At 61.3% G+C, this 18,424-nt stretch carries 16 protein-coding genes; 6 read left to right on the top strand and 10 right to left on the bottom strand.

The features are described 5' to 3' along the window. Positions 1-1,212: an NADP-dependent isocitrate dehydrogenase gene (locus tag N5A92_RS09015; RefSeq protein ID WP_260901928.1), complete on the bottom strand. Its 1,212-nt coding sequence runs from the start codon at positions 1,210-1,212 to the stop codon at positions 1-3. 150 nt (positions 1,213-1,362) lie between these two features. On the opposite strand from N5A92_RS09015, the gene N5A92_RS09020 reads away from it, so the two are divergent. Next, the gene (locus N5A92_RS09020) at positions 1,363-2,157 is read left to right on the top strand and encodes an RNA methyltransferase (RefSeq protein WP_260901929.1); all 795 of its coding nucleotides are present in this window, start codon (positions 1,363-1,365) and stop codon (positions 2,155-2,157) included. Then, positions 2,158-2,991 carry a glutamate racemase gene (gene murI / locus N5A92_RS09025; RefSeq protein WP_260901930.1) on the top strand — a complete coding sequence of 278 codons (834 nt, stop codon included), beginning with the start codon at positions 2,158-2,160 and terminating at the stop codon, positions 2,989-2,991. Positions 2,992-3,048: 57 nt separating this feature from the next. Here murI and N5A92_RS09030 read toward each other — a convergent pair whose 3' ends face one another. The 4 genes from N5A92_RS09030 to gcvA form a co-directional block, all read right to left on the bottom strand. Beyond that, positions 3,049-4,623, bottom strand: coding sequence for a M10 family metallopeptidase C-terminal domain-containing protein (locus N5A92_RS09030; RefSeq protein ID WP_260901932.1), 1,575 nt, complete (start codon positions 4,621-4,623; stop codon positions 3,049-3,051). Positions 4,624-5,055: 432 nt separating this feature from the next. Then, a complete protein-coding gene (locus N5A92_RS09035; RefSeq protein WP_260901933.1) occupies positions 5,056-6,027 on the bottom strand; it encodes an NAD-dependent epimerase/dehydratase family protein in 972 nt (323 codons plus the stop codon). A 24-nt stretch (positions 6,028-6,051) separates the two neighbouring features. Beyond that, entirely contained in the window at positions 6,052-7,266 is a 1,215-nt protein-coding gene (locus N5A92_RS09040; RefSeq protein WP_260901935.1) for a glycosyltransferase, read from the bottom strand. Positions 7,267-7,595: 329 nt separating this feature from the next. Continuing rightward, on the bottom strand, positions 7,596-8,555 hold the full coding sequence (gene gcvA, locus N5A92_RS09045; protein WP_260901937.1) for a transcriptional regulator GcvA: 960 nt from the start codon (positions 8,553-8,555) through the stop codon (positions 7,596-7,598). Between the two features lie 117 nt (positions 8,556-8,672). On the opposite strand from gcvA, the gene N5A92_RS09050 reads away from it, so the two are divergent. Next, on the top strand, positions 8,673-8,876 hold the full coding sequence (locus N5A92_RS09050; protein WP_260901939.1) for a hypothetical protein: 204 nt from the start codon (positions 8,673-8,675) through the stop codon (positions 8,874-8,876). A gap of 43 nt (positions 8,877-8,919) precedes the next feature. Here N5A92_RS09050 and N5A92_RS09055 read toward each other — a convergent pair whose 3' ends face one another. Continuing rightward, positions 8,920-10,515 (bottom strand): M10 family metallopeptidase C-terminal domain-containing protein, encoded by a 1,596-nt coding sequence (locus N5A92_RS09055; RefSeq protein ID WP_260901942.1) that lies wholly within the window; start codon positions 10,513-10,515, stop codon positions 8,920-8,922. A gap of 719 nt (positions 10,516-11,234) precedes the next feature. Here N5A92_RS09055 and rpsD point away from each other — a divergent pair. The 3 genes from rpsD to N5A92_RS09070 all read left to right on the top strand — a co-directional run bounded on the left by rpsD (position 11,235) and on the right by N5A92_RS09070 (position 13,624). Beyond that, positions 11,235-11,852: a 30S ribosomal protein S4 gene (rpsD, locus tag N5A92_RS09060; RefSeq protein WP_260901944.1), complete on the top strand. Its 618-nt coding sequence runs from the start codon at positions 11,235-11,237 to the stop codon at positions 11,850-11,852. Between the two features lie 79 nt (positions 11,853-11,931). Then, positions 11,932-12,804: a tRNA 2-thiocytidine(32) synthetase TtcA gene (gene ttcA / locus N5A92_RS09065; RefSeq protein ID WP_260901945.1), complete on the top strand. Its 873-nt coding sequence runs from the start codon at positions 11,932-11,934 to the stop codon at positions 12,802-12,804. Continuing rightward, positions 12,794-13,624, top strand: a complete 831-nt coding sequence (locus N5A92_RS09070) for an inositol monophosphatase family protein (protein ID WP_260901947.1) — start codon at positions 12,794-12,796, stop codon at positions 13,622-13,624. The genes ttcA and N5A92_RS09070 overlap by 11 nt, the downstream gene beginning before the upstream one ends. On the opposite strand, the gene N5A92_RS09075 is transcribed toward N5A92_RS09070, so the two are convergent. The 4 genes from N5A92_RS09075 to purL all read right to left on the bottom strand — a co-directional run bounded on the left by N5A92_RS09075 (position 13,621) and on the right by purL (position 18,388). Continuing rightward, positions 13,621-14,868, bottom strand: a complete 1,248-nt coding sequence (locus N5A92_RS09075) for a multidrug effflux MFS transporter (RefSeq protein ID WP_260901948.1) — start codon at positions 14,866-14,868, stop codon at positions 13,621-13,623. The two genes, N5A92_RS09070 and N5A92_RS09075, sit on opposite strands and share 4 nt — an antisense overlap. A gap of 197 nt (positions 14,869-15,065) precedes the next feature. Continuing rightward, entirely contained in the window at positions 15,066-15,401 is a 336-nt protein-coding gene (gene grxD / locus N5A92_RS09080; RefSeq protein WP_260901949.1) for a Grx4 family monothiol glutaredoxin, read from the bottom strand. Between the two features lie 502 nt (positions 15,402-15,903). Further along, positions 15,904-16,137, bottom strand: coding sequence for a BolA family transcriptional regulator (locus tag N5A92_RS09085; protein ID WP_260901951.1), 234 nt, complete (start codon positions 16,135-16,137; stop codon positions 15,904-15,906). 28 nt (positions 16,138-16,165) lie between these two features. Next, on the bottom strand, positions 16,166-18,388 hold the full coding sequence (gene purL, locus N5A92_RS09090) for a phosphoribosylformylglycinamidine synthase subunit PurL (RefSeq protein ID WP_260901952.1): 2,223 nt from the start codon (positions 18,386-18,388) through the stop codon (positions 16,166-16,168). Positions 18,389-18,424: the final 36 nt, after the last annotated feature.

Here is an 18,424-nt window from a genome sequence, read left to right on the forward strand (position 1 = left end):
TCAGCCCATCGCCTTCTGCAGGTTCTCGTCGATCTTGTCGAGGAAGCCGGTGGTGGAAAGCCACGGCTGATCCGGGCCGATCAAAAGCGCAAGGTCCTTGGTCATGAAGCCCGATTCGACCGTCTCGATGCACACCCGCTCCAGCGTTTCGGCAAACTTCTTCAGTTCCGCGTTGTCGTCGAGCTTCGCCCGGTGGGCGAGCCCGCGCGTCCAGGCGAAGATGGAGGCGATGGAGTTGGTGGAGGTCTCCTCGCCGCGCTGGTGCTGGCGGAAATGCCGGGTGACCGTGCCGTGGGCGGCCTCGGCCTCCACGGTCTTGCCGTCCGGCGTCATCAGAACGGACGTCATCAGCCCTAGCGAGCCGAACCCTTGGGCCACCGTGTCCGACTGCACATCGCCGTCATAGTTCTTGCAGGCCCATACATAGCCGCCGGACCATTTCAGGGATGCTGCAACCATGTCGTCGATGAGCCGGTGTTCGTACCAAATCTTGGCTTCCTTGAACTTGGCCTCGAACTCGGCCTCGTAAATCTCCTGGAAGATGTCCTTGAAGCGGCCGTCATAGGCCTTGAGGATCGTGTTCTTGGTCGACAGGTAGCACGGCACCTTGCGCATCAGCGCGTAGTTCATCGAGGCGCGGGCGAAATCGCGGATCGACTCGTCGAGATTGTACATGGCCATGGCGACGCCCGAGCCCGGCGCGTCGAACACCTCGTGCTCGATCGTCTGGCCGTCCTCGCCGACGAATTTGATCGTCAGCTTGCCCTTGCCGGGGAACTTGAAGTCGGTGGCGCGATACTGATCTCCGAAGGCATGGCGGCCGACGATGATCGGCTGCGTCCAGCCGGGCACCAGGCGGGGCACGTTCTTCATGATGATCGGCTCGCGGAAGATGACGCCGCCCAGGATGTTGCGGATCGTGCCGTTGGGCGAGCGGTACATGCGCTTCAGCCCGAATTCTTCCACGCGCGCCTCGTCCGGCGTGATGGTGGCGCATTTGACGCCGACGCCGTGCTCTTTGATGGCGTTGGCGGCATCGACGGTGATCTGGTCGTCGGTGGCGTCGCGCGCCTCGATCCCGAGGTCGAAATATTTCAGGTCGATGTCGAGATAGGGGTGGATCAGCTTGTCCTTGATGAACTGCCAGATGATGCGCGTCATCTCGTCGCCGTCGAGTTCGACGACGGGATTGTCCACCTTGATTTTCGCCATTTCACAAACCTCTTCTCGGAAAAAAAGGCGGCTGCGCCGCCGACAGACCTGATTTCAGGAAGTGGCGCCCCTATAGCATTGGCCGCGCGCTTGGCAAAGGCGTCAGTCCCGCGCTTTACCGCGGCGGAGGAAGCGGCTAACAGCAGCGTCATGGCAGGCACCGACAAACAGCGCGAAATGCTCGCAGAAGGACCGGCGATCATCCTGGTCGAGCCGCAGCTCGGCGAGAATATCGGCATGGTGGCGCGCGCCATGGCCAATTTCGGTTTGGCCGAATTGCGCCTCGTCAATCCGCGCGACGGCTGGCCGAACGAGAAGGCGAGGGCGGCCGCCAGCCGCGCCGACCACGTCGTCGATGCCGTCAAGGTCTACGGCGATCCCGCCGAGGCCGTCGCCGACCTGAACTTCGTGCAGGCCACTACAGCGCGCGCCCGAGACAATTTCAAGCCCGTGCGCGGCCCCGTGGAGGCGGCGGCGGGTCTGCGTGCGCGCCACAAGGGCGGCCAGAAGACCGGCATCCTGTTCGGCCGCGAGCGCTGGGGGCTGACCAACGAGGAGGTGGCGCTGGCCGACGAGATCGTCACCTTCCCGGTCAATCCCGCCTTCGCCTCCCTCAACATTGCCCAGGCTGTCCTCCTCATGTCCTACGAGTGGATGAAGACGGCGCCGGAGGCTGCGGTGCTGCCCGAGCCGCCTCGGCAGACGCCGGCGACGAAGGAGCATCTGAGCAGTCTTATGGACTATCTGGACCGCGTACTTTCCGAGCGCGGCTATTTCCGCACCGAGGACAAGAAGCCGAAGATGATGGACAACCTGCGCACCCTCTTCACACGCCCCGGCTTCACCGTGGAGGAACTTGCGGTGCTGCGCGGCGTGCTTACTTCGCTGGAAAAGTTCACGCCGAGAAAGCCGAAGGGCTTGGGCAAACCTGGTGCGGGGGACTAGGTGCAGCCCAGCCCCATCCTCTTCTTCGATTCCGGCATCGGCGGCCTGTCGGTCGTCAAGGAGGCGCGCGTGCTCCTGCCGGAGCATGCTTATGTCTACGTCGCCGACGATGCCGCCTTCCCCTATGGCGCCTGGGAAGAAGAGGCGCTCAAGGTGCGCCTGGTCGACCTTTTCGGCGGTCTCATAGCCCGCTTTTCACCCTCCCTCATCGTGATCGCCTGCAACACGGCCTCCACGCTTGCCATCGCCGACCTGCGCGCGGACTATCCCGGCCAGCCTTTCGTGGGCACGGTACCGGCGATAAAGCCCGCCGCGGAGCGCACCTGCTCCGGCCTCGTCTCCGTTCTCGCCACGCCGGGCACGGTAAAGCGGCAATATACGCGCGACCTGATCAGCCAGTATGCCGCCAAGTGCCATGTGCGGCTTGTCGGCAGCGAGAACCTGGCGCGCCTGGCCGAACAATACATGCGCGAGGGCTTCGTGGACGAGGAGGCGGTGCGTGCGGAAATCACGCCATGCTTCATGGAGCACGAGGGCAGCCGCACGGACATCGTCGTGCTCGCCTGTACGCACTATCCGTTCCTCGTCAACCGCATGCGCAAGACCGCCCCATGGCCGGTGGACTGGATCGACACGTCCGAGGCGATCGCCCGGCGCGCGCTGACGCTGGCGCGGGAACTGCCGGCGCCAAGCCGAGGGGAGGGGCCGGACATCGCCCTCTTCACCTCGGGTGCACCGCCGGCAAGCTTGCGGCGGCTCGTCTCCGGCTTTGGGTTCGGACTGGTGGAGGAGAAGGTATCTGCCGAAGGAGAGCCCGGCCTTCTCCGCTCATGAAAAAAGGCGGCACCGAAGCGCCGCCTGCCGTTTTATGGATGTCGAGCGCCCGCGATCCTAAGCGATACCGGTAGCGTTCTCGAAAACAAAGTCACTGCTGTCGGGCGTTGCGTAATAGCCTTTCAGAGCAATGCTGTTGCCGTCGTAGGTGATGCGTGCTCCGCCTTCGGACCAGGGATCGATCTCGAGCTCGTCGATGCTGGTCGGTGCGGCACTCCCCGCGAAGACGATCGTGTCGTCGCCGTCCTTGAAGTCTTTGATGACATCATTGCCCCAGCAGGAAACGGGGGAATTCTGATGGAGCTCGAAAATGAATCTGTCCGCTCCCGCGCCGCCCTCCAGCACGTCGTCGCCGATAAAGCCGAGCAATCTGTCGTCGCCATCGCCGCCGATCAGCTCATCGCCGCCCGCCATGCCGTAGAGAAGATCATTGCCGCCGCCGCCGTCGAGAGTGTCGTTCCCACCGACGAAAGACCACACACTACCGTCCCCAAACAGAGTATCGCCGCTGCCTCTGCCGTAGAGCGCATCGCTGCCGTCGTTGCCGTAGAGCGCATTGCTGCCGTCGTTACCGACGATCTGGTCGTCGCCGCCACCACCTTTCGCGTACTCGATGACCGTATCCATGTAGATTCCGATATTGGCTTTCTTACCGCCGACGTTCGAGAAAGCTCCGCCCCGGAGATCGATGAATTGGTCGTCATTGAACCCGGAGACGTCAAGGACGTCGACCCCACCTGAATCGTATATGGTGAAGCTGACAAGGTTACCGTATTTGGAGAGGTCGTATATTTTGTCGGTATTGGGGAAATCATCGGCGTTGATACCGAACCCATAGATGGTGTTGCCTGTGCGGGTTTCAGCCGCGCCGTAGAGAGTTTGAATGGCCTGGATATCTGCCATCTGCGGTGTAACTGGAACAAGCTGAGTGAGATCTTCCTGTAGCAAATGGACGTATGACATGATCGCTATGTGCGACTTGTCATGTTCAAATACTGATCCTGTTTCAGCTCCCATCCGACCGTTGTAATATCCCGGATGACCCAGGCCCAACGCATGACCGATCTCATGTACGATCGCGGTAAAGTCAAGCGTTTCGGCGACTATGTCGATCGTCTTCTCGTCCAGCTTCCGGACTTCCTTGATCTCTTCATCGCCGAAACCGTATGTCGCCCTGAGCTCGTCGTCGCTCATCCACAGGCGAGCCCTATGCTCATCGAAATCAGAAGAATTGTCAGGAACGTCGACGGTGGCAGCGCCCCAAGCAAATCCATCGGCCCATCCAGCATTCTGTGAATGAGGATCGCTATCGCCCCGGAATTTTATGTTAGGCTGTCTGTCGCTTCCAACATCATTGCCAATCTTCGTGAACCTTATGTCAACCACATCCTCCCACAATTGAAGAGCGGCTTCGACCCTCTCCTCCCTTTCCTGTGAAAATCCGTTCAATTGATAAGTGAAATCTTTTTCTTCCCGAGGCTGTCCATCAATGTAGTTTGTATCTTTTCTCTCTTGAGGGTCGTGAGAGATGCTCTTTAGTTTCCCGGCGTATTCCCAATAACCAGTGGTGATGAAGTTAACCATTGTTTTTAGGGACTGTTCGCTGAGGGGCTGTGTCTCTTCAAAATCCATTGTCAGGTAATGGCTTTCTTGTATTAAAAATTTATCGTATATAAGTGTTCTCGTATAATACGAGATGTATAGTTATGCATGAAGCGCCGACAGGATAAATACCCCCGACAGAACTTAACAACAATCTTGTTGTCGCCTTGATGCCTGATAGGTTGCGCTAAGGCTTTGCGGACGAGGAGGAGGCCGGGTGAGCGGAGATCCTCCCGCTTGCTGACGTCGGCGCGGGAACTGCTATCGCCGCGGCGGTGGCCGGATATTGCCGTCTTCCACTCCGGTGCCCGCCGGTAAGCTTGCGGCGGCTCTTCTCCGGCGTCACGGTCGAGGATGCGGACGACAACATGTAAAAACACGCGTCAGCCTGAGACGAGCATCGGCTATAAACGGTCAGAGCGAAAGCCGTCGAGCGCACAACGCAACGGCCGCGCACGAGCGCTACGCCGGCGTATCGCCGAGATGGTCGAGCATCCTCGCCACCCCTTCCGTCAAGGGAACGCGGGGTGAGAGACCGATGGAGGACTGACGCGCTGTGTCTCCACAACGGAAGAAGGCTCCCTCGGGCTTGTCCGACATGCCCGTGATGCGGGGCTCCCAGCCGATCTGGGCGCAGGCCAGTTGCGCAAACTCGATGAACGAGGTCGCGAGACCGGTGGAGAGGTTCAGGCTGGAGCCGTTGGGCAACCTGGTAAATGTCCTCCAGATGAAGTCGACGCAGTCTTCGATGTGAATGAAGTCGCGGCACTGACGCCCGCTGCCCCAGACGAAGACCTCCGCGGCTCCCTTCTGATCGAGAAGGCGTTGGCAAATGGCGGGAAAGGGGTACGCCAGATCCTGATCCTCGCCATAGCCGCTGAAGGGGCGGTAGGCGACGGCCCAGCCGCCATAGCGCTCCACATAGAGCTTCATGAGGTATTCGCCGGTAAGCTTCGCCCAGCCGTAGCTGAGATCCGGTACGCCGAGAGAGACAGCGAAATCGATCATGTCTTCGCTGAGCTTCCGGCGGTTTTCTTCGCTCTGGAAACTCACTGGGTAAGCCGCGCTCGAAGAGAGGTAGACGACGCAGCCCGGCCGCGTGCGGGCCGCCCAGCGCCACATCGCGGCATCGATGGCGAGATCGTCCGCCACGCACAGGGCGGCTGTCTCCAGGGTCATGCGGCCGCCGACGATGGCGGCCAGGTGGAATATATAGTCGAAGCGCTCGTCCGTCCGCTCGAAGAAGGAACGACAATCCTCCTCCAAGAAACGGAAAGCGCCGCGCGGCGGGCTGTTCCACTTGCTGGGATGCCGCGCGCCGGTTCCTTCCACGAGAGGATCCACGCACACCACCTCCAGCCCCTCCGAAAGAAGCTTGCCGCAAAGGTGACGCCCTGCAAATCCAGCTCCCCCCGTGACCACCGCCCGCGCCATCCTGACAAGCCTCCCGGTCCCAGACTAGTGAAGGGTAAAAGGCATCTTGCCTGTATAGATATCGATCATGCGCCGGGACCATTCCTCCCAACTCGGCGCCATCGTCCGGGCATAGGCATAGGCGCCGTCGCTCAGCCGTCGCAGGAGCTCGCTGCTGCGCATAAGCTCCATTTTCTCTGCGAGTGAGCGCGAATTGCCACTTTCGAAGACGAGCCCGGCATTGTGGCGCTCGATCTCGCCGGCGATGAGGGCATTGCTGCTGATGATGACGGGAATTCCGCACATGAGCGCTTCGGCCGCGACAAGACCGTAGGGCTCCGGCATGCGCGACGGCATAACGAGGTAGCGTGTTTTCTCAGCAATGCTGGCCACCTCGCTGTCCTCAAGCCAGCCGGCGACCCGGCAGTGAGGAAGCGCCTGCCGTATCTCCGCCAGAAGAGGGCCTCTACCGATGAGTGTCGCGGGGCTGCCGGTGATGTTCAGTGATTCTGCGAGTGTCCGTACGCCCTTTTCCCATGTCATCCGGCCGAGAAAGAGAATGGTATCGTTTCTCCAGGCTTCGACCCTGCCGTTTCGCGAAAGGGGCTCCGCTGGCGTCCGTAGCGTGAGGAAGTTGCGGAACGGGCCCTCCTTCAGGTAGGGCTCCATGCTCTCGTGCACCAGAATGACGCCCACGCGTTCCCAGAAGGCGTCTCCGGCGCCGGCTTGGGTGATCGTTCTAGCAAAGCGCCACAGCTTGTGGAGGTAGCTCCGCTTGTCGCAGTCGGTGGCGAGGCAGGCCAGCGAAAGAGGGCGTGCGCGGCAGATATCACCTTTCCTGTAGTTGACATAACCGCCATTCGGACAGGTCAGGAAGAAGTCGTGTGTCGTCACGACGACATGTGCTTCATGCCTTGCCAGAGCATGGAAGATCGATGGCGACAGGATCTGCGACCAGCCATGCACATGCACGACCGTGTCGTCGCACCTCTGCGCAAGCAGGCGGTCGAGAGCGCTAAAGGCGCGTCGGTTGAAGTTCCTGGTGATGAGGTCCCCAATGGCCGGACCGTCTCGAAGCGGACGCTCACCAAGCGCCTCGACATGCGCATGGGGAAACCGCTCGCGCATGCCGGCACCATCGTCGCCGACGAGAATCGAGCATCCCATTCCGGCTGCCGTCGCCGCCTCGAGACAGCGCATTGCGACTTTGGTGGCACCTCCGTGGACGGTCGACACATCGTTGATGACCAAAAGGTGCAACGGTCCCCCCCCATTCCCCAGCCAGCATGCACGCGTGCTCCCGCGACAGTGGACGCGCCACGCCGGAGACTGACAATCATCAAGAATGCACCGCCGTCCGGTGGTTTCAATTTGTCTGTTTGGATTAGGTGGGTGGAGGTGCGTCTAAGCCTTCGGTCGGGACAGCCGAAGCGGCAATATCGACGATACAGCCGACCCGGCATAGAAACCTTCAACGCGACGCGGCCAGACTGCTATCGCGCTTTCGGATCGGACTCGTGGAAATTCCGGCGCCGCACCGGGGAAGGCAGGACATCGCCGTCTTCACCACCGGCAATCCGCCGAAAGCCCTACGCCGTCTGGTGCCGGGCTTTGGTTTCGTCGTCGCCTGAACGCAGAGATGACTCCTCCGGCGCGCCCATCTGCTCGGCAACGGCTTTCAGGATCCAATCGCGGAAAGCACGGATCTTCGGCGCGTTGCGGCGCCCTTCCGGATAGACCAGCCAGTAACCGAGCCCATCCGTGCAGATGCGCTCGAAGGGCTGAATCAGCAGTCCGTGCGCAAGCTCGCTGCGATAGAGGGCGGGGGTGAGCATCGCGACGCCTCGTCCGGCCATCGCTGCACGGGCCACCAGCCCCTGCGCGCCCAGCTTGGCGCTCGGCACCTTCAAGGAGGCTTCGACGGAAAGGCCGAGTGGCTCGAACCAAAGCCGCCACCAGGGATCGTGAGGATCGAGCAACGGCAGGCGCAGGAGATCGGCCGGCGTTTTGATGCCGCCGATGCTGGCCGCGAGCGAAGGACTCAGCATCGGCGTGAAATTGGCCTCTAGAAGCAGATGGCGCTCGAGGCCCGGCCACGGACCATGGCCGCCGCGGATGGCAACGTCGACATCCTCGGATTGAAAATCGGCGACACGTTGGGTCGCCTCCAGCCGCACGATGAGTGCGGGGTGGCGCGCCTGGAAGGTGTCGAGATTATCCACCAGCCAGTGGGATGCAAAGGTCTGGGCCGTGCTGATCGTGAACTTCCCTTCCTCGACCCCGCGTGCCTCTGCATAGGCAGCAGCAATCCGCTCGAATGCATCCCGTACCGTCGGCGCAAATCGCCGCCCCGTCTCGGTCAGGCTCACCTGCCTGGGACGACGCGCGAACAGCGGTGCGCCAACCCGGTCCTCCAGTGCACGGATTTGATAGCTCACGGCGGCCTGCGTCATGCCCAGTTCTTCGCCCGCTTTCGTGAAGCTGCCGTGCCTGGCGGCCGCCTCGAAGGCGCGGAGCGCGGCCAGCGGCGGCAGCGAGAGAGGCTCCATGGATCAAATCTCCTTATGCTACTCGCCTGCAATTCTATTGGATTGGCGGGATAAATTGCAGCACGCTGTTTTCAGAAAATCAATTCAGCTTTTGCATATGCCTTATGGAGGATTGCTATGCTGGACCGAGTCATCATGGGCGAGTGCGGCGCCGCGGCGCCTTGGCGACTGCTGCCGCTATGGCGGCTGCTGTGGCGGCGGCGCAGGCTTCGTCTATTTTTGGACGAGGTTCCCGATGGCGTGGCTTACGATATCGGATTAACCGATCTGCGGCCGCACTACAAAAACGTGAAGGGGAATCCAGGCGGCGGTTCGTGTTGACTTTATCAGGGAAGCGGCGCTGAGGCGCCGCTTCCCTACAATCCTATGCGATCACAGCAGGCTCGCTGAAAACGAAGGAGCTGTCCTCGGGCCTTCCGTGAAATCCTTGCAGAACCACACTGTTGCTTTCAACTATACTGCTGCCGCCATAGGTGATGCGTGTCCCGTCCTCGAACAGGGTATCGATCCGAAGATCGTCCACGCTGGCGGGCCCGCCGTGAAAGACAAGCTGGTCCACGCCGTCTTCGAAGTCGATCACCTTGTCGTCTCCCCAGCAGGATACGGGCGATCCCCGGTAGAGTTCGAAGATGAAGCGGTCCGTCCCTTCGCCCCCCGTGAGTTCGTCGTTACCGGAATAACCAAACAGGGAATCGTTGCCTTCGCCGCCCTCCAACAGGTCGTCGCCGGCCAAGCCATAAAGGACATCGTTGCCCTCGCCGCCTTCCAGCGTGTCATCCCCGCCATAAACCGGATTAGCTTCCGCGTAGTCTCCGAAAAGGATGTCGTCACCTTCACCGCCATATAGCCTGTCGTCGCCGCCTCCGCCGTGTAGCGCGTTGGATACCTTGTTGCCCAAAATAAGATCGTTGCCGAGGCCGCCCCTTGCGAACTCGATGACGGTATCGGTGTAGATCGCGATGTTGCCGATCTTTCCGCCGATGTTGGAAAATGTCCCGCCTCGGAGGTCGATGAACTGGTCGGCATTGAATTTCGAGACGTCAAGCACATCGATGCCACCGGAATCGTATATCGTGAAGCTGGTAAGGCTTCCGAATTTGTCGAGGTCGTAAATTTCAGCGGTATTGGGGAAATCGTCGGGATTGGCATTGAAGCCATAGACGGTATCGCCTGTCCGTGTTTCAGCCGCGCCATAGAGATATTGGACTGCTCGTATGTCCGCCATCTGTGGAGTAATTGGAACGAGCGAAGTTAAATCCGGCTGCGGAGAATGGACGTACGACATAATGGATATTAGCGACGAGTCGTCATCGAATATACCTCCTTCTTCTATCTCCTCGCGGCTGTTGTATCTGCCGGGGTGGCCGAGCCCCAAGACATGGCCGATCTCGTGTACCGCTGCGCCCAGGTAAGTTGCCTCCTGGACGGCGTCGATCGTCATCTCATCCATTTTCCGGATCTCCTTGATCTCCTCGTCGGTGTATCCTCCGCTTTCCTTGAGCTCTTCGTCGCTCATCGACAGATGCGCTCTTTGCGTTGCGAAGTCGGGAGAATTATCGGGAACGTTGATGACCGAGCTCCCCCAGGCAAAGCCGTTCGCCTCGCCAGCGTCGGAGTTGGAAAGGTTGGCGCTCACAAAGGTTATATTCGGCGCGTTTTCGCGATCGCTGACATAATCAGTAACATTTTTGAACTCTATGTTGGCAACGTCCTTCCAGGTTTGAAGGGCGGTTTCGGTCAATTTCTCCTGTACTTCAGACATGCCATAACATTTATAGGTGAATTCTCTTTCCTCTCGCGGATTTCCGTCGATGTACTGGGTATCTTTTCTTTCTTGGGCGTCGCCGGCTGGGCTTTTCAGTTCGTTGGTATAGCGCCAGTAGCCGCTGGTGAGATAATCCGCCAACTCCTGCAGGGATTCCTCCGTAGGGACCTGCATAGGATGCAAATGCGTCGTCATGATCGTTATCCTTTGTAATAAAAATAAAGTATATAATGATTTATGGTGCTATATTTTATTCTCCTGTGTTGAATTAATACTAAGATGCACCTAATGTTTCCGTGTGTCAATGATTCAGAGTTAGGTCGGCCTTCCAGGCTGTAGTGTGCTGCGCGAGACAATCTGTCGTAGGTCCGATGGAAACTGGCACCGGTACGTCCCCTTCAAATCGGCGCTTCTGTCGCTGTCTCTCTCTTGGGCCGCTATTTAAAGAGTTGTCTTCTTCAAATCCATTTAGATGCCCGTATTATCATAAGATACAATACATCTATGATTTTTACCATATTTTATTCCTCATAGTGATAATGTATATGCTAAATGTACATTATAATTACATGTTTCTTTCTAATATCTCTAAATGTTTTGCAGAGTTGAACTATCGTAACGCGCTTTTACGTTCTGTTATTGAATTCAGCTGGCGGTGCATGGGAGCAGGAGCGTACTTGATTGTTCGCCGTTCTGCAGGTCAGCCGGGCGTTGACTTTCCTGCCTGCTTCGCCTATTGCCCGCCCCAGCGCGATGGCGTTCACCCGCCGCCGCGTTTTTTGACGTGTCCCGTGGAGATCGCCACAAGCGTGCGGCGGTTTCCTGTCAGGCCTCGAAAACGGAGGCCAGAGGAGGGCGCGTTTCCTTCGCTCGGTGCGTGAGGTGCCGGGCGTGTTTGTTTGAAAGGGAATGCGATGAGCAAACGCCACTCTGCAAAATACAAACTCGATCGCCGCTTAGGTGAGAACGTCTGGGGACGGCCCAAGTCGCCCGTCAACCGCCGTGAGTACGGCCCCGGCGAACACGGCCAGCGCCGCAAAGGCAAGCTGTCCGACTTCGGTCAGCAGCTGCGTGCCAAGCAGAAGCTCAAGGGCCACTATGGCGACATCTCCGAGAAGCAGTTCCGCCGCATCTACGACGAGGCGAACCGCCGCAAGGGCGAGACGACGGAGAACCTGATCGGCCTTCTGGAATCGCGCCTCGACGCCGTCGTCTATCGCGCCAAGTTCGTGCCGACCATCTTTGCCGCGCGCCAGTTCGTCAACCACGGCCACATCAATGTGAATGGCCGCCGCGTCAACATCCCGTCCTACCGCTGCAAGCCCGGCGACGTGATCGAGGTGCGCGAGAAGTCGAAGCAGCTCGTCCTCGTGCTGGAGTCGGTTCAGCTCGCCGAGCGCGACGTGCCGGATTATGTCGAGGCCGACCACAACAAGATGGTTGCCAAGTACATTCGTATTCCGGCTCTTGCCGACGTGCCCTACGCCGTCCACATGGAGCCGAACCTGGTCATCGAGTTCTACTCGCGCTGACCTGATGGACACCGCTTCGAGAAAGGCCGCCATGTGCGGCCTTTTTCTTTTGCGGCTGTGAGGCTATGCAGGGGGCATGATGACCGTCCATCAACAGCCCGATTTGGAAGCGCCGGCCGACGCGGCAAGCCATCCGCTCTTTGCGGACGCGCCGTCCTCGGTGGAGTTCAACAAACTGAGGAAGCGCCTCCTGCGCCAGACGCGCGAAGCGATCGAGGCATTCTCGATGGCTACACCCGGCGCGCGCTGGCTGGTTGCGCTGTCAGGCGGCAAGGATTCCTACGGCCTGTTGACCGTGCTGCTCGACCTCAAATGGCGCGGCCTCCTGCCGGTCGAGATTCTCGCCTGTAACCTCGACCAGGGCCAGCCGAATTTCCCGAAGCACGTCCTGCCAGACTATCTCACCCGTCTCGGCGTTCCCCACCGCATCGAGTACCAGGACACCTATTCGGTGGTGACGGACAAGATCCCCGAAAGCCGTACCTATTGCTCGCTTTGCTCGCGCCTGCGCCGCGGCCATCTCTATCGCATTGCGCGGGAGGAGGGGTGTTCGGCCCTCGTCCTCGGCCATCACCGTGAGGACATCCTCGAAACCTTCTTCATGAACCTGTTCCACGGCGGACGGCTCGCTGCGATGCCGCCCAAGCTCCTCAATGACGAGGGCGATGTCATGGTGCTACGTCCGCTGAGCTTCTGCGCCGAGGCCGATCTCGAAAAATTCGCGCAAGGTATGCGCTTCCCCATCATCCCGTGCGATCTGTGCGGCAGCCAGGAGGGGCTGCAGCGGGATGCCATGAAGAGCATGCTTGCCGACATCGAAAGGCGCATGCCCGGCCGCAAGGACACCATGATCCGGGCGCTTGCCAATGTGCGCCCCTCGCATCTGCTCGACCGCAGACTGTTCGATTTCGCCGGCCTCACGGCCGATAAGGTCGCCGCCGATGCGCTTTGACGAGAATGAGATCGAGTGGCTGGCCGACCTTATGGCTCAGTCCGCCGCAGCCGAAATCATGCCGCGCTTCCGCAAGCTGGAAGGAGAGGGCATACGCCACAAGACGTCGCCGATCGATCTGGTGACGGAGGCGGACGTCAATGCGGAGCTTGTGATAGCGCGCGAACTGAGGGCGCGCTACCCCGGTGCCCTGGTGGTGGGCGAAGAGGCCTGCGCGGACAACCCCTCGATCCTTGCCGGTCTTCAGGAAGCGCAATTCGCCTTCACCATCGATCCCGTCGACGGGACGTTCAATTTCGCCTCCGGCCTGCCGCTCTTCGGCGTCATGCTTGCCGTCGTGAAGAACGGCGAGGCGGTGGCAGGCATCATCCACGATCCGGTGGGCGGCGACTGGCTGATCGGCGTCAAAGGGGCAGGCAGTCACATGCGGACGGCGGAGGGAGCCGAGACCCGGCTGCGGGTCGCCGAGCCAGCCGCCGTCTCCAGCATGAGCGGGTCCATTTCCTGGCAGTACCTGGCCGAGCCCGAGCGCTCGCGTCTTGCGCGCAACCATGCCAGGTGCCGCTCCGCCATCGGCTATCGCTGTGCGGCCCATGAGTATCGCCTGCTTGCCGCCGGGCACGTCCATTTCGCCGTTTACGCGAAGCTCATGCCCTGGGACCATCTGCCCGGTACCCTGATCCACGGAGAGGCCGGCGGCTATGCCGCGCGTTTCGACGGCAGTGCCTACCGCCCCTTTCATACCGATGGCGGCCTGCTGGTCGCTCCGGACCCGGAGAGCTGGCGGATCCTCAGAAATGAATTGTGGACCGAAGCCTAGACCGGCGGGTTCACCGTTCTGAAGAGCCTGCCGCGCTCTGCGATCAGCACCAAGATGACGCTGACGGCGGAAACAGCGAAATAGCCGCCCGCAAGAGGCGTCAGCGTGCCGTTGAAGGCCTGGCCGATCAGCGCTCCCACGATGCCGCCCCCGAGCGTCGTCACGAAGCCCAGCACCGCCGCCGCCGTGCCCGCCACATGGCCGAGTGGCTCCATGGCAATGGCGTTGAAGTTGGGGCCTACCCAGCCGAACTGGAACATGGAGAGCGAGAACAGCAGGAAGAAAAGCGGAAAGGGAATGGACCCCATGAGCGACAGCGCAAGCCAGAGCGCATTGACGCACATGAAGCCCAGGAGCGCGCCATGGGAGAGCCGGCGCATGCCGATGCGGCCGACCAGCCGCGAATTGGTGAAGGAGGAGATCGCCATCAGCCCTGCGCCGACGGCAAAGAGCAGTGGGAAGAGGGCTCCCATGTCGTAGATGTCGACATAGATCTGCTGAGCGGAACTGATAAAGCCGAACAGGGCGCCGAAAATCGCCGTCGTCGCCAGCATGTAGCAAAGCGCAACGCGATTGGTGAGGACGTAGCCGAAGCCCTGGACGATCGAACGGAGGGAGAGGGCGCGGCGGTTCTCGGGCGCCAGCGTCTCGGGAAGGCGGAACATCGCCCATACCGTCACAGCGAGCGCCACTACGGCCATCAGCACAAAGATCAGCGGCCAATCACCGAAGATCATCGCCGCCTGGCCCAGGCTCGGCGCGATGACGGGAATAGCCATGAACACCATCATGATCAGCGACATGACTTCGGCCATCTGCCTGCCGCCGAAGACATCCCGCACCACCGAGACGGCGATAACGCGCGTCGCGGCAGCACCAACGCCCTGCAGAACGCGCAGCAGGAGCAGGGCGGCGAAGCTCGGTGCGAATCCGGCGCCAAGAGCCGCGCCGACATAAACCACAAGCCCGAAGAGAAGGGGGCCGCGTCGGCCGAAGCGGTCGGAAATCGGCCCATAGAAGAGCTGGGCGGCACCGAAGCCGATAATATAGGCGGTGACAACAAATTGCCGATGGTTCTCGTCGCTCACGCCGAGCGCGGCGCCCATCTGCTGCAGCGCCGGTAGCATGATGTCGACGGCGAGCGCGTTGAGCGCCATCAGCGCGGCCGCAAGGCCTATGAACTCGGCCTTGCCGATCGCCACCTGCGATCGGACCGGCTCTTCCCGGGCGGCGGATTCGTCCATGGTTAGTGCTCCGGCGGCGACGCGTGCGGGCGCCGTTTTCGACAATACGGTACGATCCGGCATCAAGGGCGGCCGGGATCGGATAACGGCAAAAAGACGCGTCGGCCCTGCGGCCAACGCGCCGTAACGACATTAAAATGCCGGCCGCCCCCGGAAGGCGCATTCACGCAATGCGGGGAGGGCCGTTTCTTGTTTCCTTAAGCGGCGCCGCGCGCGCTCACCCCCTTTTCGGCGAAGAACGACTGCAACTCGCCCGCCTGAAACATCTCACGGATGATATCGCACCCGCCGACAAACTCGCCCTTCACATAGAGCTGCGGAATGGTCGGCCAGTTGGAAAATTCCTTGATGCCCTGCCGCAGGTCATCCGAGGTGAGCACATTGATGCCCTTATAGTCGACGCCGAGATAGTCGAGGATCTGCACGACCTGCCCCGAAAAGCCGCACTGGGGAAAGCCGGGCGTGCCCTTCATGAAGAGAACGACGTCGTTCGTCTTCACCTCGTTGTCGATGAATTCGTTGATACCGCTCATCGCCTGTCCTTTCGTTGCCGGGTCAGGACCCGGCATTCGTAAGCTGTGCTGACCAGTATCTATTGCACGATCCCGCCCGGTGCAATGCGGCGGGGGAGATTATGCTGACGAGAGGGAAGGGAGGTGTCCTTGCGCGAAGGATGTCCAGCTGATTTCTGCTCTCGAGTTGCCCTGACATCTGCCTATTTCCGCTCTTCGGCTGTTCTGTCGAGGCAGGTGGTCGCCAACGCGGAGATGGAATTTGGATCATCCCCCCTGGTTTGAGATGGTAAGTCAACGCCCTGTGAACGAGCAGCCTTAGCTGCAGGGGGGCATTGCCCTGAAATGGACGGCGCGATTTCCGGCGTGAGGCCGGCGCTCCAGCTTTCCTTTTGCTCTTGCGTGTAGAACTGATCGGAGATGGCCACGATCGCCCGCTGATGAACGGCGGGCAACGAGGGTGCGTCGTCGGGAAGGAGATCGCGGATCAGCAGCCTGGATTCGCCCTTCTACACCCCTGCTCTTAATCGGGTACACTCGTCTGCAGCGCTAGCGCGTGCAGGGCGCCGCCCATATTTCCCTTCAGCGCCTCATAGACCATCTGGTGCTGCTGCACGCGGCTTTTGCCGCGAAAGCTCTCGGCCACTACCTCGGCGGCATAGTGGTCGCCGTCGCCGGCGAGGTCGCGGATTGTCACCTTGGCGTCGGGAATGGCTTCCTTGATGAGGCGCTCGATGTCGCCGGCGTTCATGGCCATAGTGCGTTCTCTCCTTCGGCTCGCCCGTTCAACGTCCGGGTTCACCCTGCATGAACTGCGGAAACCAGCCCTCGTGGGCCTTTTTGAGTTCTGAAACGGATATGGCACGTGCCCCGCCCAGTTTCAATTCGCTGCCTTCCGTCGCACCGATGGCCGTGAGTGGAACGCCTGCTTCACGCGCTTCGTCCATCAGCCTTTCCGCCTGTTCGGAAGGCACGGTGACAACGTAGCGCCCCTGGTCCTCACCGAAGAAGGCCGCGACGGGTTCGCCCGCCGGCGCCTCGATACGGGCGCCAATACCGGATGCCATCGCCATCTCGGCCAGCGCCACCGCAAGACCGCCGTCGGAGCAGTCGTGCACGGCGGTGGCGGTGCCTGTGCGGATTACCCCGCGCACGAAGTCGCCGACGCACTTTTCATGCGCTAGATCCACCGGCGGCGGCGGGCCGTCGGCGCGGCCATGGACGTCGCGCAGATAGACCGACTGCCCGAGATGCGTGCCCCATCCTTCCGGCGCGCCTGCGAGAAGGATCGTCTCACCCTCGCGCGCAAAGGCGATGCGCGCCATCCTCGTCCAGTCCGGTATGAGGCCGACACCGGCGATCGTCGGCGTCGGCGGGATCGCTTCACCCAGCGTCTCGTTGTAGAGCGAGACATTGCCGGAGACGATCGGGAAACCGAGCGTTCGGCAGGCGTCGCCCACGCCCTCGACGGCGCGCACGAAGGTGCCCATCGTCTCCGGCCGCTCCGGATTGCCGAAGTTCAGGTTGTCCGTGGCGGCCAGCGGTTCTGCGCCCGTGGCCGTCAGGTTGCGCCAGCATTCGGCCACCGCCTGCTTGCCGCCCTCGAAGGGGTCGGCCTCGCAATAGCGCGGCGTGACGTCGGAGGAGAAGGCGAGGGCCTTCGTCGGATGGTCCTCGACGCGCACCACGCCGGCGTCGCCGCCGGGAAGCTGCAGGGAGTTGCCCTGGATCAGCGTGTCGTACTGCTCCCACACCCAGCGGCGCGAGGAAAGATCGGGCGAGCCGATCAGCTTCAGGAGCGCATCGGCGATGTCGGCCGGCGGCACGTCGGCGGGGTTGAGGGGAGGGGGCGCTTTGGGCGCCGCCCAGGGCCGGTCGTATTCCGGCGCCTCGTCGCCCAGTTCCCTGATGGGCAGGTTTGCCATCTCCTCGCCCTGGTGAAGGATGCGGAAGCGTTTGTCATCGGTGGTAAAGCCGACAATGGCGAAGTCGAGGCCCCATTTGCGGAAGATTGCCTCGGCCTCTGGCTCCTTCTCCGGCCGCAGCACCATGAGCATGCGCTCCTGGCTTTCCGACAGCATCATCTCGTAGGCCGACATGCGCTCCTCGCGCACCGGCACCTTGTCCAATTCCAGCACGATGCCGAGGTTGCCCTTGGCGCCCATCTCGACGGCAGAGCAGGTGAGCCCCGCCGCTCCCATGTCCTGAATGGCTATGACGGCGCCTGTGTCCATCAGTTCCTGGCATGCCTCCAACAGGCACTTTTCGGTGAACGGATCGCCCACCTGCACCGTCGGGCGCTTCTCGTCTATGTCGGCGTCGAATTCGGCCGAGGCCATCGTCGCCCCGCCGACGCCGTCGCGCCCCGTCTTGGCGCCGAGGTAGACCACTGGCAGGCCGACACCCTCCGCCTTCGAATAGAAGATGGCGTCGGCGCGGGCGATGCCGGCGGCAAACGCGTTGACCAGGATGTTGCCGTTGTAGCGCGGGTCGAAATTCACCTCGCCGCCGACTGTCGGCACACCGAAGGCGTTGCCATAGCCACCGATGCCGGCCACCACACCGGCCACCAGATGCCGCGTCTTCGGGTGGTCCGGCGCGCCGAAGCGTAGCGCGTTCATGGCCGCAATCGGCCGCGCGCCCATGGTGAAGACGTCGCGCAGGATGCCGCCGACGCCCGTCGCCGCGCCCTGGTACGGCTCGATAAAAGAGGGGTGGTTATGGCTCTCCATCTTGAAAACCACCACCTGCCCGTCGCCGATGTCCACCACGCCGGCATTTTCGCCCGGCCCCTGGATAACCCGGGACCCAGAGGTCGGCAGCGTGCGCAGCCACTTCTTGGAACTCTTGTAGGAACAGTGCTCGTTCCACATGGCCGAAAAGATGCCGAGCTCGGTGAAGGTCGGCTCGCGGCCGATGAGTGCGAGAATGCGCTGGTACTCCTCGGGCTTCAGCCCGTGCGCGGCCACGAGTTCGTCGGTGATGGGAATGATGTTGGGAATGGTCATCTGCGGCTATCGATTGCAGGAGGTTACAGGCGGCTC

Source organism: Chelativorans salis, assembly GCF_025336525.1.
Taxonomy (GTDB): Bacteria; Pseudomonadota; Alphaproteobacteria; order Rhizobiales; family Rhizobiaceae; genus Chelativorans; species Chelativorans salis.

Coding starts and splice junctions, on each gene's coding strand:
- N5A92_RS09015 (WP_260901928.1), bottom strand. CDS start 1,212: ATGGCGAAAATCAAGGTGGACAATCCCGTCGTCGAACTCGACGGCGAC.
- N5A92_RS09020 (WP_260901929.1), top strand. CDS start 1,363: ATGGCAGGCACCGACAAACAGCGCGAAATGCTCGCAGAAGGACCGGCG.
- N5A92_RS09030 (WP_260901932.1), bottom strand. CDS start 4,623: ATGGATTTTGAAGAGACACAGCCCCTCAGCGAACAGTCCCTAAAAACA.
- N5A92_RS09035 (WP_260901933.1), bottom strand. CDS start 6,027: ATGGCGCGGGCGGTGGTCACGGGGGGAGCTGGATTTGCAGGGCGTCAC.
- gcvA (WP_260901937.1), bottom strand. CDS start 8,555: ATGGAGCCTCTCTCGCTGCCGCCGCTGGCCGCGCTCCGCGCCTTCGAG.
- N5A92_RS09050 (WP_260901939.1), top strand. CDS start 8,673: ATGCTGGACCGAGTCATCATGGGCGAGTGCGGCGCCGCGGCGCCTTGG.
- N5A92_RS09055 (WP_260901942.1), bottom strand. CDS start 10,515: ATGACGACGCATTTGCATCCTATGCAGGTCCCTACGGAGGAATCCCTG.
- rpsD (WP_260901944.1), top strand. CDS start 11,235: ATGAGCAAACGCCACTCTGCAAAATACAAACTCGATCGCCGCTTAGGT.
- ttcA (WP_260901945.1), top strand. CDS start 11,932: ATGACCGTCCATCAACAGCCCGATTTGGAAGCGCCGGCCGACGCGGCA.
- N5A92_RS09070 (WP_260901947.1), top strand. CDS start 12,794: ATGCGCTTTGACGAGAATGAGATCGAGTGGCTGGCCGACCTTATGGCT.
- N5A92_RS09075 (WP_260901948.1), bottom strand. CDS start 14,868: ATGGACGAATCCGCCGCCCGGGAAGAGCCGGTCCGATCGCAGGTGGCG.
- grxD (WP_260901949.1), bottom strand. CDS start 15,401: ATGAGCGGTATCAACGAATTCATCGACAACGAGGTGAAGACGAACGAC.
- N5A92_RS09085 (WP_260901951.1), bottom strand. CDS start 16,137: ATGGCCATGAACGCCGGCGACATCGAGCGCCTCATCAAGGAAGCCATT.
- purL (WP_260901952.1), bottom strand. CDS start 18,388: ATGACCATTCCCAACATCATTCCCATCACCGACGAACTCGTGGCCGCG.